Origin of the sequence: Rhodoplanes sp., assembly GCF_013377085.1 — a bacterium.
Classification (GTDB): Bacteria; Pseudomonadota; Alphaproteobacteria; order Rhizobiales; family Xanthobacteraceae; genus Rhodoplanes.
In genome coordinates, this window is record NZ_JACAAX010000005.1 from 168,187 (window position 1) to 182,669 (window position 14,483).

Annotated in this window: 17 protein-coding genes and 1 tRNA gene; 10 read left to right on the top strand and 8 right to left on the bottom strand. The window is 68.4% G+C overall.

Features of this window, described 5'->3' with window-relative positions; translation table 11 throughout:
• Positions 1 to 2: 2 nt before the first annotated feature.
• Complete coding sequence (locus HXX10_RS06225; RefSeq protein ID WP_296520761.1) at positions 3 to 461, bottom strand: VOC family protein; 459 nt, start codon at positions 459 to 461, stop codon at positions 3 to 5.
• A 63-nt stretch (positions 462 to 524) separates the two neighbouring features.
• Here HXX10_RS06225 and HXX10_RS06230 point away from each other — a divergent pair, with 63 nt between their 5' ends.
• The 6 genes from HXX10_RS06230 to HXX10_RS06255 all read left to right on the top strand — a co-directional run bounded on the left by HXX10_RS06230 (position 525) and on the right by HXX10_RS06255 (position 4,327).
• Positions 525 to 1,286: a Sir2 family NAD-dependent protein deacetylase gene (locus tag HXX10_RS06230; RefSeq protein ID WP_296520763.1), complete on the top strand. Its 762-nt coding sequence runs from the start codon at positions 525 to 527 to the stop codon at positions 1,284 to 1,286.
• Positions 1,287 to 1,502: 216 nt separating this feature from the next.
• Complete coding sequence (locus HXX10_RS06235) at positions 1,503 to 2,060, top strand: cold-shock protein (RefSeq protein WP_296520764.1); 558 nt, start codon at positions 1,503 to 1,505, stop codon at positions 2,058 to 2,060.
• A 189-nt stretch (positions 2,061 to 2,249) separates the two neighbouring features.
• The gene (locus tag HXX10_RS06240; protein WP_296520766.1) at positions 2,250 to 2,720 is read left to right on the top strand and encodes a DUF192 domain-containing protein; all 471 of its coding nucleotides are present in this window, start codon (positions 2,250 to 2,252) and stop codon (positions 2,718 to 2,720) included.
• 71 nt (positions 2,721 to 2,791) lie between these two features.
• Positions 2,792 to 2,868: transfer RNA gene (locus tag HXX10_RS06245), tRNA-Pro, on the top strand.
• A 30-nt stretch (positions 2,869 to 2,898) separates the two neighbouring features.
• Complete coding sequence (locus tag HXX10_RS06250; RefSeq protein ID WP_296520767.1) at positions 2,899 to 3,204, top strand: ETC complex I subunit; 306 nt, start codon at positions 2,899 to 2,901, stop codon at positions 3,202 to 3,204.
• A 163-nt stretch (positions 3,205 to 3,367) separates the two neighbouring features.
• Positions 3,368 to 4,327 carry a zinc ABC transporter substrate-binding protein gene (locus HXX10_RS06255; RefSeq protein WP_296520769.1) on the top strand — a complete coding sequence of 320 codons (960 nt, stop codon included), beginning with the start codon at positions 3,368 to 3,370 and terminating at the stop codon, positions 4,325 to 4,327.
• 79 nt (positions 4,328 to 4,406) lie between these two features.
• Here HXX10_RS06255 and HXX10_RS06260 read toward each other — a convergent pair whose 3' ends face one another.
• Positions 4,407 to 4,832, bottom strand: a complete 426-nt coding sequence (locus HXX10_RS06260) for an HIT family protein (protein ID WP_296520771.1) — start codon at positions 4,830 to 4,832, stop codon at positions 4,407 to 4,409.
• A 330-nt stretch (positions 4,833 to 5,162) separates the two neighbouring features.
• On the opposite strand from HXX10_RS06260, the gene HXX10_RS06265 reads away from it, so the two are divergent.
• Positions 5,163 to 5,414 carry a PilZ domain-containing protein gene (locus HXX10_RS06265; protein ID WP_296520773.1) on the top strand — a complete coding sequence of 84 codons (252 nt, stop codon included), beginning with the start codon at positions 5,163 to 5,165 and terminating at the stop codon, positions 5,412 to 5,414.
• A 54-nt stretch (positions 5,415 to 5,468) separates the two neighbouring features.
• On the opposite strand, the gene HXX10_RS06270 is transcribed toward HXX10_RS06265, so the two are convergent.
• From HXX10_RS06270 to HXX10_RS06280, 3 genes are all read right to left on the bottom strand, one after another.
• Positions 5,469 to 6,698 carry a GNAT family N-acetyltransferase gene (locus tag HXX10_RS06270; RefSeq protein WP_296520776.1) on the bottom strand — a complete coding sequence of 410 codons (1,230 nt, stop codon included), beginning with the start codon at positions 6,696 to 6,698 and terminating at the stop codon, positions 5,469 to 5,471.
• Between the two features lie 88 nt (positions 6,699 to 6,786).
• Positions 6,787 to 7,512 (bottom strand): glycerophosphodiester phosphodiesterase family protein, encoded by a 726-nt coding sequence (locus HXX10_RS06275; protein ID WP_296520778.1) that lies wholly within the window; start codon positions 7,510 to 7,512, stop codon positions 6,787 to 6,789.
• Between the two features lie 15 nt (positions 7,513 to 7,527).
• The gene (locus HXX10_RS06280) at positions 7,528 to 7,992 is read right to left on the bottom strand and encodes a RidA family protein (RefSeq protein WP_296520779.1); all 465 of its coding nucleotides are present in this window, start codon (positions 7,990 to 7,992) and stop codon (positions 7,528 to 7,530) included.
• Between the two features lie 220 nt (positions 7,993 to 8,212).
• Here HXX10_RS06280 and HXX10_RS06285 point away from each other — a divergent pair, with 220 nt between their 5' ends.
• The gene (locus tag HXX10_RS06285; RefSeq protein ID WP_296520781.1) at positions 8,213 to 9,073 is read left to right on the top strand and encodes a cell envelope integrity EipB family protein; all 861 of its coding nucleotides are present in this window, start codon (positions 8,213 to 8,215) and stop codon (positions 9,071 to 9,073) included.
• Here the strand turns inward: HXX10_RS06285 and HXX10_RS06290 are convergent.
• Positions 9,048 to 10,364 carry a DNA polymerase IV gene (locus HXX10_RS06290; RefSeq protein ID WP_296520782.1) on the bottom strand — a complete coding sequence of 439 codons (1,317 nt, stop codon included), beginning with the start codon at positions 10,362 to 10,364 and terminating at the stop codon, positions 9,048 to 9,050. The genes HXX10_RS06285 and HXX10_RS06290 overlap by 26 nt on opposite strands.
• Before the next feature lie 282 nt (positions 10,365 to 10,646).
• On the opposite strand from HXX10_RS06290, the gene HXX10_RS06295 reads away from it, so the two are divergent.
• Together HXX10_RS06295 and HXX10_RS06300 are read left to right on the top strand one after the other, a co-directional pair.
• Complete coding sequence (locus HXX10_RS06295; protein ID WP_296520784.1) at positions 10,647 to 11,018, top strand: response regulator; 372 nt, start codon at positions 10,647 to 10,649, stop codon at positions 11,016 to 11,018.
• Between the two features lie 12 nt (positions 11,019 to 11,030).
• Positions 11,031 to 12,407, top strand: coding sequence for a PleD family two-component system response regulator (locus HXX10_RS06300; protein WP_296520785.1), 1,377 nt, complete (start codon positions 11,031 to 11,033; stop codon positions 12,405 to 12,407).
• A gap of 551 nt (positions 12,408 to 12,958) precedes the next feature.
• Here the strand turns inward: HXX10_RS06300 and rpmG are convergent.
• The gene (gene rpmG / locus HXX10_RS06305; RefSeq protein WP_296520787.1) at positions 12,959 to 13,126 is read right to left on the bottom strand and encodes a 50S ribosomal protein L33; all 168 of its coding nucleotides are present in this window, start codon (positions 13,124 to 13,126) and stop codon (positions 12,959 to 12,961) included.
• 177 nt (positions 13,127 to 13,303) lie between these two features.
• Positions 13,304 to 14,446: a patatin-like phospholipase family protein gene (locus HXX10_RS06310; protein WP_296520789.1), complete on the bottom strand. Its 1,143-nt coding sequence runs from the start codon at positions 14,444 to 14,446 to the stop codon at positions 13,304 to 13,306.
• Positions 14,447 to 14,483 lie beyond the last annotated feature (37 nt).

Below are 14,483 nucleotides of genomic sequence, written 5' to 3' on the forward strand. Positions count from 1 at the left end.
GCTCACCAGTGGCCGGTGTTCGGCATCGAGGCCCAGGGCTCCTGGCGGGGCAGGGCCTCGCCCTTCTGCAGGAGCTCGATCGAATGGAGGTCGGGCGAGCGCACGAACGCCATCTGACCGTCGCGCGGCGGCCGGTTGATGGTCACGCCGGCCGCCTGCAGGCGCGCACAGGTAGCATAGATGTCGTCGACCTCGAAGGCGAGATGGCCGAAATAGCGGGCCTCGCCGTAGTCCTCGTCGCCGTCCCAGTTGTAGGTGAGCTCGACCAGTGGAGCAGGGCGGCCCTGCGTCCGGCTCGCGGCGACACCGTCGCGGTCGTCGGGGGCGGCGAGGAATATCAAGGTAAAGCGTCCCTTGTCGTCGACGCGCCGGCTCGTCTCCACGAGGCCGAGCTTGCCGCAGTAGAAATCGAGCGCGGCGTCGAGGTTGCGGACGCGAAGCATCGTGTGCAGATATCGCATGGAGTCCTCTTGGAGCAGTCGGCGGCCGTGACCCTCAGCGGCCGGCCATCCGCGGGTGAATATATGATCGCGTCCGACGTGGAGACAGCCCGCCGGCGGCTCGCCGCACTGATCGAGGCGGCGAGCGTCGTGCTGCCGTTCACCGGGGCCGGAATCTCCACCGAATGTGGAATCCCGGACTTCCGCTCGCCCGGCGGTGTATGGACCAAGAACGCCCCGATCCCGTTCGACGAGTTCGTGGCCAGCCGCGAGAGGCGCGACGAGGCGTGGCGTCGCCGCTTCGCCATGGAGACGGAGTTCGCGGCCGCCAGGCCCGGGCGCGGACATCTGGCGCTGGCGAGCCTCTACCGCGCCGGCAAGGCGCCGGCCGTCGTCACCCAGAACATCGACAATCTCCACCAGGCGTCGGGCGTCGCCGCCGAGGACGTCGTCGAGTTGCACGGCAACACCACCTACGCGCTCTGTCTCGGCTGCGGCCTTCGCTATGAGCTCGCCTGGGTGAAGCAGCGCTTCACCGCGAGCGGCCATGCGCCCGATTGTCCGGACTGCGGCGGCGCCGTGAAGACGGCCACGGTCTCGTTCGGCCAGGCGATGCCGGAGGCGGCGATGCGCCGCGCCGAGGCGCTGACGCGGCGCTGCGATCTGTTTCTCGCGATCGGCTCGTCACTGGTGGTGTGGCCCGCCGCCGGCTTCCCGCTGCTCGCCAAACGCGGCGGTGCCAAGCTCGTCATCCTCAATCGCGAGCCGACCGAGTTCGACGACGCCGCCGATTTGGTGGTGCATGCCGACATCGGCAGCGTGCTGGCGCCCTTCGTGGCGCATTGATTCGACTCGCGTTCCGTCGAGGAACCGCCAAGTCATGCACAGATTTAGCGCAGAGATTGCGGCAAGTTCATTTTCCTGTTTCCCATTGAGGTCGGCGTCGATATCTTTTGCAGCAAGAGATTCGGTCAAGCGCTCTACAAGAGGCGCCCAAAGCGGCGGCGTACGTCCATGGCCACGGACGATTTTGGGTCGAAAGGGCCGAGCGAGAGCTACGGCTTGACGGATGCCCTCGGTGAATTCGCCGATGACGCGGGTACCGCGGTCGTCGAGATCACCGGCATGATCAAATGGTTCGATGTCGCCAAGGGATACGGCTTCATCGTCCCCGACAACGGCATGCCGGACGTTCTGCTCCACGTGACATGCCTGCGGCGCGACGGCTATCAGACGGCGTATGAAGGCGCTCGCATCGTGTGCGAGGCGCTGGCGCGCCCGAAAGGTTTTCAGGCCTTCCGCATCGTTTCGATGGATGAAACCACGGCCGTGCATCCGGCCCAGATGCCGCCGCCCCGCACCCACGTCACGATCGTTCCCACCAGCGGGCTCGAGCGGGCCGTGGTGAAGTGGTTCAACCGCCTGCGCGGATTCGGCTTCCTCACGCGCGGCGACGGCACGCCCGACATCTTCGTGCACATGGAGACGCTGCGGCGCTATGGCCTCGCCGAGCTTCGGCCTGGCCAGACCGTGCTGGTGCGTTTCGGTCCGGGACCCAAGGGCCTGATGGCCGCCGAGGTGCGTCCCGACGGCGGTACGCACGCGCTCGCCTCGCATTGACGTGAGGTCCCAGGAACGGCGGCGTCCGCGTTGCGCGGGCGGCCGGGAGCAGCTTTATCCGCAGTCCTGTGACGCGTCCCGCAGCCGTCATCGGGATGGCGGAAACACCTCCCATCATGAGGCAAATCGTTTAGGGTGGCGTGCGCCGCCCGCCGGGGCCGTGGCCCGGCGCAACCCGCAAGGTTCCGCATGACCCGTCGCTTCGCGTTGTTCGCTGCCCTCGGGGCGCTCGCTGTCCTCCTTGCCGCCGGCCTCGCACCGGCACCGACCATCGCGGCCGAGCGCGGGGTGCTGGAGATCGCCACCCGCACCGGTGTCCACGTCTTCTCGATCGAGCTCGCCGTCACGGATGCCGAACGGGCGCAGGGGCTGATGTACCGCAAGCAGCTTCCCGAAGGGGAGGGCATGCTGTTCGACTTCAAGCGCGACGACAGCATCGCGATGTGGATGAAGAACACCTACGTGTCGCTCGACATGATCTTCATCACGGCGGACGGGCGTATCCATCGCATCGCCGAGAACACCGAGCCGCTGTCGGAGCGCGTCATCCCGTCGGGCGGGCCGGTGCGGGCAGTCCTGGAGGTGGTCGGCGGCACCGCCAAGAAGCTCGGCATCGCGCCGGGTGACCGGGTCGGCCATCCGGTCTTCTCGGGCCGGTAGGCCGGCATGGCCGTGCCGGCGTTGCTGCCGCCCGACGAAGCGTGTATCGAGAACCAGCATGGTCCCTGCGGCGGGGTATAGCGCAGCCTGGTAGCGCGGGAGTTTTGGGTACTCCAGGTCGCAGGTTCGAATCCTGCTGCCCCGACCAGCCCTGCGGTTGACGTTCATCGAGGCGCCTATGATCGCACGCATCTACAAGCCGGCCCGCAACGCCATGCAGTCGGGAACCGCCAAGACCAAGCATTGGATGCTCGACTACGAGCCCGACGAGCCGCGCCGCGTCGAACCGCTGATGGGCTGGACCAGCTCCGGCGACACCCGTCAGCAGGTGCGGCTGCGCTTCGATTCGAGGGAAGAGGCGATCGTCTACTGCGAAAGCCGCGGCATCGCCTACCAGGTGCTGGAGCCGAAGGTGCCGAGCCGCCGCACCATCGCCTATTCGGACAATTTCGCCTACACGCGGCGCGGCCTCTGGACCCACTGAGCCGGCCTTCTGCGGCACCCGGCGCGGGCGCCTGCGGATCGACCACATTTCGCGACCTTGACGGCCGTCGTTCCTCCGGAGCGGCGGCTTCGTCGTTGACAGGGCCGCGGAAGCGGATAGAACGGCTTCTGAACTGTAATGTTATTACATGGAGGTTGCGGCCATGGACGCTCGGCTCGGGGAGATGCGGTTGTCGCGGCGGTGCCTGCTCGGTGCCGTCGCCGGAGGAGCCGGGGCGTTGGGTGTGCTCGCGGCGTCGTTTGCCGTTCTGCCGGCGCGGGCGGCGGAGCCGGTCAAGGTGGTGGCGACCTTCTCGGTGCTCGGCGACCTGGTGAAGGAGGTCGGCGGGGCGCTGGCGGTGGTCGATCTTCTGGTCGGGCCGAACGCCGACATGCACGCCTTCCAGCCGACGCCGGCGGAGTCGCGAAAGCTTTTGGGAGCCAAGCTCGTGGTGGTGAACGGTCTCGGCCTCGAGGGCTGGTCCGACCGCCTGATCAAGGCCTCGGGCTATGCCGGGCCGATCGCGGTCGCCAGCAACGGCGTCAAGGCGATGGCCAAGCCGGACGACGACCACGACCATGATCATGGGCACGGCCATGACGATCCGCACGCCTGGCAGTCGGTCGCCGGCGCCAAGGTCTATGTCGCCAACATCCGCGACGCGCTCGCCGCCGCCGATCCGGGCAACAAGGCCGCCTATGCCAGGAACGCCGACGACTATCTGGCGCGGCTCGACGCGCTCGACCGCGAGATCGTCGCGGCCTATGCGGACATTCCGAAGGACAAGCGGCGCGTCATCACGGCCCACCAGGCGTTCCGCTATTACGGCGCCGCCTACGGGCTCGACTTCCGCGGCGCCAAGGGCGTCGGCGACGAGGCCGAGCCGACCGCGCGCGACATCGCCGAATTGATCCGGCAGATCAAGAAGGACAAGATCCGCGCGCTGTTCGTCGAGAACATCTCGGGCCACCGCCTGCTCGATCGCATCGCCAAGGAAACCGACGCCAAGGTCGGCGGCACGCTCTACTCGGACGCGCTTTCCGACGCGGCTGGTCCGGCGCCGACCTATATCGAGATGATGCGCACCAACACCAAAGCGATCGCGGCGGCGCTGCGCGGCTGACGCGTCCTTCGGCGAAGCGGGAGCCGCTTCGCCTCGGCCGTGCGATCCTGTCGGCGGACCGTCGGGATTCGCCGGTGCGTCAGCCCTTGAGGGCGGCGCCGAGTGTCAGGGCCTGGTTGGAGAGCACCGAGGCCTCCTCCTTGAAGGTGGCGGGCGGCTTCAGCGGCACGCCGTCCCGGCGCGGCAGCACATGGACGTGCAGGTGGAACACCACCTGGCCGCCAGCCGGCTCGTTGAACTGCTGGATGGTGACGCCGTCGGCCTTGAACACCGCGGTCGCCACCTTGGCGATCATCTGCGCGACCTTGTGCACATGGGCGAGGTCGTCCGGGGCGATGTCGTAGATGTTGCGGGCCGCCGCCTTCGGGATCACCAGCGTGTGGCCGGGGCAGCGCGGCATGATGTCGAGGAACGCGAAGGCGCGGTCGTCCTCGTACACCTTGTGGCAGGGGAGCTCCCCACGCAGGATCTTCGCGAACACGTTCGACGGGTCGTAGCTCGCCATGGCTGCCTCATGCTCCTTGCACTGCGACGTCTCGGCACCGGGACGTCTCGCACCGGAACGTCTCGCACCGGAACGTCTCGCACCGGAACGTCTCGCATCGGACGGCTCGTCCTTGGACGCCGCCGAGCCGACCGCGGGCGCCCGCGACAAGACCGATCGGCTCGCAACATGCATCGCAAACCGCCCCGCTGCGCGTCAAGCGCGGCCGTGCCGTCCGTCCCCCGGGCCGGTGCCGCGCCGCCGGCCGGGGGGGGCGATGATTAACATCGCATTAACGTCGCTCCGCTACGCTGCCGCTTCCAGTCAGTGGTCTTGTCGCAGGGCTGCCACATGTCGATCGAAAAGCGGCGCCATATGAGAGTGCGCCCGAGCGGGCTGGTGCCGAAGGCCGGCAAGATTTTCGCCGACCCCAAGAGTCCCGTGCTGGAGTGCCAGGTCATCGATGTGAGCGCCGGCGGGGCTTGCCTTTACGTTGCCGGGCAGGCGCCGATCCCGAAGCGGTTCATCTTTCTCCACGCGGGCATCAAGAAGAGCAGCCGGCTGGTGTGGGAGCGCGGTCGCAAGATCGGCATCCAGTTCTAGAGAATGTCCCGAGCGCATTCGGACGGATACCGAAAGCAGTCTTGTCGAGCGGACTCAGTCGGTCTCCATCTCGGCTTCGGTGACGGCGCGGATGTCGAAGCCGGCGTCCTTGCGGAACGGGCTCGCGGCGGCGAGCTCGCGCCCGGCTGCGTCCACATAGGCGCGCTCGCGGGCCAGATAGTCGGCGATGGCGCGGCGCAGCCCCGGGTCGGCGATGAAGTGCGCCGAGCAGGTGACGTTGGGAAGATAGCCGCGGGCAAGCTTGTGCTCGCCCTGCGCGCCGGCCTCGACGCGGGCGATCCGCCGCTCGATGGCGAAGTCGATGGCCTGATAGTAGCACAGCTCGAAATGCAGGAACGGGTGGTGCTCGGCGGCGCCCCAGTGGCGACCGAACAGCGTGTCGCCGCCGATGAAGTTGAGCGCGCCGGCGATGTAGCGACCCGCACGTTTCGCCATCACCAGCAGGATCCGGTCGGCCATGGTCTCGCCGACCAGCGAGAAGAACGCCCGGGTGAGATAGGGCCGGCCCCATTTGCGCGAGCCGGTGTCCATGTAGAACGCGAAGAAGGCGTCCCAGGCCGCTTCGTCGATGTCGGATCCGGTGAGGCGGACGATCTCGATGCCGGTCTCGGTCGCCTCGCGGCGCTCGCGCTTGATCGCCTTGCGCTTGCGGGCGGCCAGCGCACCGAGGAAGTCGTCGAAGCTCGCGTAGCCGGAATTGTCCCAGTGGAACTGCTGGTCGGTGCGCTGCAGGTAGCCGTGCTCGGCGGCGAGCCGCCACTCGGCCTCGGTCATGAAGGTGACGTGGGCCGACGAGGCGCCGTCGCGCTCGCACAGCGTCTTGAGGCCGTCCATGAGGGCGGCCTGGGCCAGCTCCGCCTGCGGGCCCGGCACCACCAGGAAACGGCGACCGGTCGCCGGCGTGAACGGCACCGAGACCTGGAGCTTCGGATAGTACTGACCGCCGGCCCGCTCATAGGCGTCGGCCCAGCCATGGTCGAACACGTACTCGCCGCGCGAATGGGACTTCAGGTAGCACGGCACCACGCCCAGCGCGGCGCCGCAGGCGTCCTCCAGGATCAGGTGGCGCGGCTGCCAGCCGGTCCGTCGGCCGGCCGACCGGGAGGCCTCCAAGGCCGACAGAAAGGTGTGCGAGACGAAGGGGTTATGGGCGAGTGCGGAGGCGTCGCCACAGGCTGCGGCGAGGCCAGCCTCCGCAGCCGGCACGGACGGGTTGGCGCAGGAATCCCAGACGGCCGACGGGATGTCGGCGATTGCCGGCACGACCCGGATGCGCAGGTCCGCCGGGGCCGCGGTTCGGTCGGGGGTGGAGCTCAGGGGTTGATCTCCATCGGTCGAGCTTGCTTCAAGTCTACGCGCGAAACCCCTCGAAGATCACCTGGTCGGCCAGGGACATTGCGACGGCGCGCTCGGCCGGCGACCGCACCGTCCAGGTCAGCAGCGGATAGCCGATCGCCCGGGCGAGGCGCGGCAGCGGCGTTGCGAGATCTTGCAAGCGCCAGGCCAGGAACTGCGGATTCGCCCGCAGCGCATCCAGCAGCATGGTGGCACGGCGCCCCACCGGCCTGATTCTGGTGAACCGGCGCTCGCCCACCAGGCCGCAGACGATCGTCGGCGCCGCCTGCCGCAGGGAGATGATCAGGGCCGGATCGAACGACATCACGGCGACCGGCGCCGTGCTGCCGGCCAGCACCGCGGCGGCGCGTTGCGCGACGATCGTGTTGTCGTCGAAGCGGCTCTTGAGCTCGAGCAGCAGCGGCACCCGGCCGCCGACGAGGTCGAGCAGCTCGCCGAGCGTCAACATTCGGTCGGCGGTGTGATGGAACCGGCGGGCCTTCAGCTCCGCGGCCGTGAGGTCGCGGAGCGCTTCCCGGCCTTCGACCAGCCGGCCGAGCACATGGTCGTGATGGACCATTGCCTCGCCGTCGGCGCTCGGCTGCAGGTCCACCTCGACGCCATAGCCGGCCGCCACGGCGGCCGCGACGGCGGCAGGCGTGTTCTCCACGATGCCCTGTGCAGCATCGTGGAGGCCCCGGTGCGCGATCGGATGCGCGGTGAGCCAGGCGAGGGGGCTCATGACGCGTCGACCATGTCAGGCGACCTCGAACGTGCCTTCGACCTCGACGGCCGCGTCGCCGGGCAGCACCGTCACGCCGATGGTGGTGCGGGCGTGGCGGCCCTTCTCGCCGAATGCCTCGACCATCAGGTCGGAGGCGCCGTTGAGCACCTTGGGCCCGTCGAGGAAGCTCGGCGCCGAGGCGACGAAGCCGCCGAGCCGCACCACGCGGATCACCTTGTCGAGATCGCCCAGCGCCGCCTTCACCTGCGCCAGCAGATTGATGGCGCAGACGCGCGCCGCGTCGCGGCCGGCCTCGATCGTCACCTCGGCGCCGAGCTTGCCGACCGCGACCGCCTTGCCGTCGACCAGGCAGAGCTGCCCCGAGACGAACAGCAGCCGGCCCGAGCGGACGAAGCCGACATAGTTGGCGATCGGCGCCGCCGGCGTCGGCAAGGCGATACCGAGCTCCGCGAGCTTCTGTTCGACGCTACCAGTCATTTCAGCCTCCCCTGGCCCATTTGGAACGGGTCCCTTTTCCCCGATCGCATATCGCTGCGCAATGGGGCGGCGGCATGGCTCCGCCATGCGGGCCGTCCACCGCCTGCGGTTGTGGGATCCGCCGGGGGCGGGGGTCCCGTGGTTGCGGGCCCGGGGGGTGGCCCCTATGTTCGGCCGACGCGCGCCGGATTTTCCGGACCGACAGGAGATCACCGAAGCGATGGACGTCAGCACTCTGGGACATCGGCGGGCGCCACTCGCGGTCGCGGCGGCGCTGGTCACGGCGAGCCTGGTCACTCTGCCGGCCTCGCCGGCCGCCGCCGCGCCGGGGCTCGCCTCGCATCGCGCCGTCTACGATCTCAAGCTGGTCCGCTCGCAGGGCAAGCGCTCGCTGCAATCGGTGCGCGGCCGCATCCTGTACGATTTCTCCGGCAACACCTGCGACGGCTTCGTGCTGCAGTTCCGCCAGGTCTCCGAGCTCGACAACGGCGAGGGCAAGGTCGCGGTCAGCGATTTGCGCTCGTCGACCTGGGAGGAGGGGGCGGCGAAGACCTTCCGCTTCAACTCGCAGAACTATATCAACGACCGCCCCGGCGACATGGTCGACGGCAAGGCCGAGCGGCGCGACGACAAGGTCGCGGTGTCGTTGACGAAGCCGAAGGAAACCGCGTTCGATCTTCAGGCCGGCATGGTGTTCCCGACCGAGCACATGCGCCGCGTTCTCGACGCCGCCATCGAGGGCAAGACGCTGCTGGAGCTGCCCGTCTACGACGGTTCCGAAAACGGCCAGAAGGCCTACAACACGCTGACCGTGATCGGCCAGCCGATCGGCCCGGAGAACCGCACCGAGGGCGATGCAACGGCCGGGCAGGCGGCGCTCGAAGGCCTCCGGCGCTGGCCCGTCACCATCAGCTATTTCGACCGCGCCGCGCCGCAGGGCGAGCAGACGCCGGTCTATTCGATCGGCTTCCAGCTCTACGAGAACGGCGTTTCGCGTGCGCTCCGGCTCGACTACGGCGACTTCGTCGTCTCCGGCGAGATGTCGCAGCTCGACATCAAGCCCGATCGCGCCTGCCCTTGAGCGGACCGGCAGGATGCGGGCCGGCCTTCCTGCCCTCGTCGTCCAGCGTCAGGCCGCGCACCACGGCGGCCTTGCCGAATTTCTCGCGGATGCGGTCGACCGCATGCTCGGCCGCCGCCTTGCGGCCGGCGCCGGGGTCGAGCAGGTCGGGCGGATCGGCTTCCTGGCCGTCAGCGAGCGTTCCGACCCCGACGCCGATCAGCCGGAACCGGGTGCCGTCGGTCTCGTGGGCGAGCATCTCGCGCGCCACCGCGAAGATGGTGCCGGCGAGCTCGGTCGGGTCGGGCAGGCCATGCGAGCGGGTGCGCAGCTTGAAGTCCGAGCGCTTGAGCTTGAGCGTGACGGTGCGGCCGGCGAGGTTTTGGGTCTTCAGCCGCGCCGACACTTTTTCGCACAGCGCCCAGAGAATCTTCTCCAGTGCGCGGGCGTCGGCGATGTCGGCGTCCAGCGTCGTCTCGGCCGAGATGCTCTTGGCCGGCCGGTCGGGCGTGACGGCGCGCATGTCGATGCCGCGGGACAACCGCGACAGCCGTAGGCCCTCCATTCCGAAGGTCCGCATCAGCGCGGTCTCGTCGGCCCGCTGCAGGTCGGCGACGATTCGGTAGCCGGCCTTCGCCAGCGTCGCCGCCGTCGCCTTGCCGACCCCGAAAATCGCCGTGACGGGCTTTTCCGCGAGAAACCGCGTCGCGTCGGCCTGGGCCAGCACCGAGAAGCCGCGCGGCTTCTCCAGGTCCGAGGCGAGCTTTGCCAGGAACTTGTTGTCGGACAGGCCGACCGAGACCGTGATGCCGAGCTCGCGCTCGACCCGCGCGGCGAAGCGGGCGAGCGTCACGGCCGGCGAGGCGCCGTGCAGCCGCTCGGTGCCGGTCAGATCGAGGAATGCTTCGTCGATCGACAGCGGCTCGACCAGCGGGGTCAGCTCCAGCATCATGGCCCGCACGGTGCGGCCGGCCTTGGCGTATTTCGCCATCTCGGGCGGGATCACCACGGCGTCCGGGCACAGGCGCCGTGCCTCGAACATCGGCATGGCCGAGCGCACCCCGAAGGTGCGGGCGATGTAGCAGGCGGTGGCGACGACGCCGCGCCGGCCGCCGCCGATGATCACCGGGACGTCGCGCAGCTCCGGCCGGTCGCGCTTCTCGACCGCGGCGTAGAAGGCGTCGCAGTCCACATGGGCGATGTGGAAGCTGTCGAGCCCGGGATGGCGGACGAGTCGCGGCGAGCCGCAGCGCCGGCAGCGCGCGGTCGTCTCGGACGCCTCGGCCAGGCAATCGCGGCAGAATCCTACCATCGGGGCCGGCCTCGTCGGGTCATGCGGGCGATCCTCGGACCTGGCGGCGAGTCGATCAAGCGCGCCGGCGGCAGTCGAGCGTATCGCTGCGCTGCGGCGGCCGCCTCATCCAGGGTTTCCCGCGGGTTCCAGATTCACTATACTTAACAACTCCTTTATCGATCGCATTCGTTTGCGATTGGGAAAGGATTAGCGTGTAGGCTGAATTAGATCGAAGCATGTCATGTGCGGGCGGTGAACCGCCGGCTCGGCCGGAGCGGTCGCGGACCGCAGGGGGATGGGATGGCGAAGACCGTCCTGATCGTGGAAGACAACGAGCTCAACATGAAGCTCTTCCACGATCTGTTGGAGGCGCACGGCTATCATACGGTCGGTACGCGTAACGGCGTCGAGGCGCTCGAGCTGGCGCGGCGGCACCGTCCGGACCTGATTCTGATGGACATCCAGTTGCCGGAGGTCTCCGGCCTGGAAGTGACCCGATGGCTCAAGGACGACCCCGAGCTCAAGGCCATCCCGGTGGTGGCCGTCACGGCCTTCGCCATGAAGGGCGACGAGGAACGCATCCGCGAGGGCGGCTGCGAGGCGTATCTGTCCAAGCCGATCTCGGTTGGCAAGTTCATCGAGACCGTCCGCCATTTCCTCGGCCAGCCGTGAGGTGACTCCCCGATGACCGCACGAATCCTGGTTGTCGACGACGTGCTTGCGAACGTGAAGCTGCTCGAGGCGCGGCTGTCGGCCGAGTATTTCGACGTCATCACGGCGCTGTCCGGCACCGAAGCGCTGGCGATCTGCGAGCGCGCGCAGTGTGACATCGTGCTGCTCGACGTGATGATGCCCGACATGGACGGGTTCGAGGTGTGCCGGCGCCTCAAGGTCAATCCCAAGACTCACCATATCCCGGTCGTCATGGTGACGGCGCTCGACCAGGCGGCCGATCGCGTCCGCGGCCTCGAGGCCGGGGCCGACGATTTCCTCACCAAGCCGGTGTCCGACATCGCGCTGGTGGCGCGGGTGCGCTCGCTGGTCCGCCTCAAGCTGATGACCGACGAGCTGCGCATGCGGGCGCACACGTCGCGCGAGATCGGCATCGAGAATCCCGTGATCGAGGCGATCGCCGACACCGGGCGCAGCGGCCACGTGCTGCTGATCGACGACCGCCAGTCGTCCTGGGACCGGATCGCCGGGATGCTGTCCACCGAGCACACCGTCGACGTCGAGAGCGACGCCGCCGAGGCGCTGTTCCGCGCCGCCGACGGAGGCTACGACCTGATCGTCGTCTCGCTCGCGCTCACCAGCTTCGACGGCTTGCGGCTGTGCAGCCAGCTCCGCTCGCTCGACCGCACCCGCAACGTGCCCATCGTCGCGGTTGCCGACGCCGAGGAGGAGGCCAGCCGGCTCAATCGTGGGCTCGAGATCGGCGTCAACGACTACGTGTTCCGTCCGATCGACCGCAACGAGCTGCTCGCCCGGGCCCGCACCCAGGTGCGCAAGAAACGCTTCACCGAGCGGCTGCGCGACAATGTCCAGCTCTCGATCGAGATGGCCATCACGGACGCCCTGACGGGCCTGCACAATCGGCGCTACATGGAGACCCATGTGGCGACCCTGGTCGAGCAGGCGATCGCCCGCGGCAAGCCGCTCGCCGTCCTGGTGCTGGACATCGACTTCTTCAAGGCCATCAACGACACCCACGGCCACGACGGTGGCGACGACGTGCTGCGCGAGTTCGCCACGCGGCTGCGCAAGTCGATCCGCGGCATCGATCTCGCGTGCCGGTATGGCGGCGAGGAGTTCGTGGTGGTGATGCCGGACACCGATCTCGGCATCGCTGCCAAGGTTGCCGAGCGTCTGCGCCGGCGCATCGCCTCCGAGCCGTTCCTGATCCATGCGACCGGGCGGACCGTCGAAGTTACTATTTCGATCGGATTAGCGGGGCTAGCCGGAACGGATGACACGCCGGCCAAGGTGCTCAAGCGGGCCGACGAGGCGCTCTACCGGGCTAAACGGGACGGCCGTAACCGGGTGGTCGCGGCTGCGGCCTGACGCCGCCCCGTTTCCGCGTTGCATGTCACTGATTTGTCAACCTTAATTGTTTAGGCTGAACGGTCGAGGCCGGTCCGGGATACCGGACGGTGGTTGATTTCCTACGCATATGCGCTAGATTTTAAGTGAAATTGCTCGCAGGGGAGCAAAAAGGCACGCGAGAGCGGCCTCTTCCAGGCGGGCGACGACTAACCCTACGGAGTGCTCAGGTCCGCCGCATCTCCTGGGTCCGTGGGGTTCGGCCGGCCGGTGAGCGGTGAGAGTGGCCTCCTCAAAACACCGCTCCCGGCCGGCCACTTTTATCCGTCACGTCCGGCCGTGGGTCGGGCGGGGCCTGTCAAGTGACTGTCAGCGCACCCCTGTGGCCGCCCGGCTCGCGAGAGCCGGGCGTCTTCGTATCGGTGGGGGCTGGGGGAGGGGCCGGGGGGCCAGCCGAGCCCTGGCTGGCGCCAGGACGTCCCCGTGCAGGCCCGCCGGGCAGCCGCCAAAACACCGAAGGCCAGGACGAAGCCAGGCCCTTGGACCTGCGGACGGTCGTCGACGCTGGTCGACTACTTGATCTTGGTCTCGCGGAACTCGACGTGCTTCTTGGCGACCGGATCGTACTTCTTCTTGACGAGCTTGTCGGTCTGGGTGCGCGAGTTCTTCTTGGCCACGTAGAAATAGCCGGTGTCGGCGCTCGACAAGAGCTTGATCTTGATGCTTGCGGCCTTCGCCATAGGGGCGTCCTTCGGGATCGTGAAATCGGTACGGTGAGTTGCGGGCAACCTAGTGGGAAGACCCGAAAAGTCAAGGAAGCACCCCGCCCGGCAGGCATCCGGTCGGCGACGGGCGTTGCCGAGCGGAGGAAAGCCGGGCGGGGCATCGACGTCGGGGCACGTCGATTCGAGTGGCCCTCAATTGCGGACCGCGGCGGTCGGTCGGGGCAGGCCGGCCTGCCAGCCCTGTCCGGACCGGCCGCGTGCAAAACCGTAGTCGAACAGGCCGCGCAGATAGGCCGGGTCGAAGTTGAAGCTGGCCGTGGCGATCGGGTGGTCCCGCTCGATCGCGGTGGCGCGGAAGTCCCAGCCGTTGCGCCGGGTGAACTCCCAGGTGGCGATCAGGGTGTTGCGGGTGTTGGCCTTGACGGTCGTCCAGAACGACCTTGCCACGATCGACAGCGTGTGGTCGGCGACGACGTCGAAGTCCGGCTCGAGCTTGCCGTTGACCACCACGTAGAGTTTCGGCGGCATGCTGCCCGCCTTCGGCAGCTTGGCGAGCAGCAGCGCCTCCGGCACGGCGAGCACGTTGGAGGTGACGCTGCCGTCGACATGCATCTCGGCGAAGCGTTTGCCGTCGGTTTCGACGTCGATGAAGGTCGGCGGAAAGATGCCGGGCAGCGCGCACGAGGCCATCAGCACCCGGCGGAACAGATCGTATCGCCCCTCGCTGCTGCTGGCCGCGATCGCGGTCAGGTCCCACACCACGGCCCGCTGAGCGTCCGCATTGGTGGTGACGACGTATAGGAGGCGGCCCTTGCGGCTTTCCGCCGCGACGGCGTCGATCAGCGCGACGTCGGCATAGTGCTCGATCAGGTGCTTCAGCGGGTCGGCCTTGAACACGCTCGATCCGATTAGACCGTTGAGGCCGTCGACGCTGAGCAGCGTGCTCATGCCGCCGTCGACATAGATCTGCTTGAGCACGGCGTCGTATTCGGGACCCAGGAACGCGAACGGCGCCATCAGGGCGCCGACGCTGGTGCCGGTGACGACGCTGAAGCGCGGCCTCGTGCCGCTCTCCGACCAGCCGTTGAGGAATCCGGCGCCGTAGGCGCCTTCGGCACCGCCACCCGACAGGGTCAGGATCGTCAGTGGTGCCGTCGCGCTCGGCCGCAGCATCGGCTGCTGCGGGTCGTCTGCCCATGAGCGCACATGCGGCATGCCGGCGATGCGGGCCTCGAAATGGTCCGCCTGCGTGTAGGGCTGGCGGACGGTGGAGCACGCGGCGCCGAGGCACGCGGCGGCGAGCGTGATCCCGAGCGTGGCGATGCGCACGGCCATCGCGCCGACCGTACCGGCGCGCAAGCGGCGCGGTTCT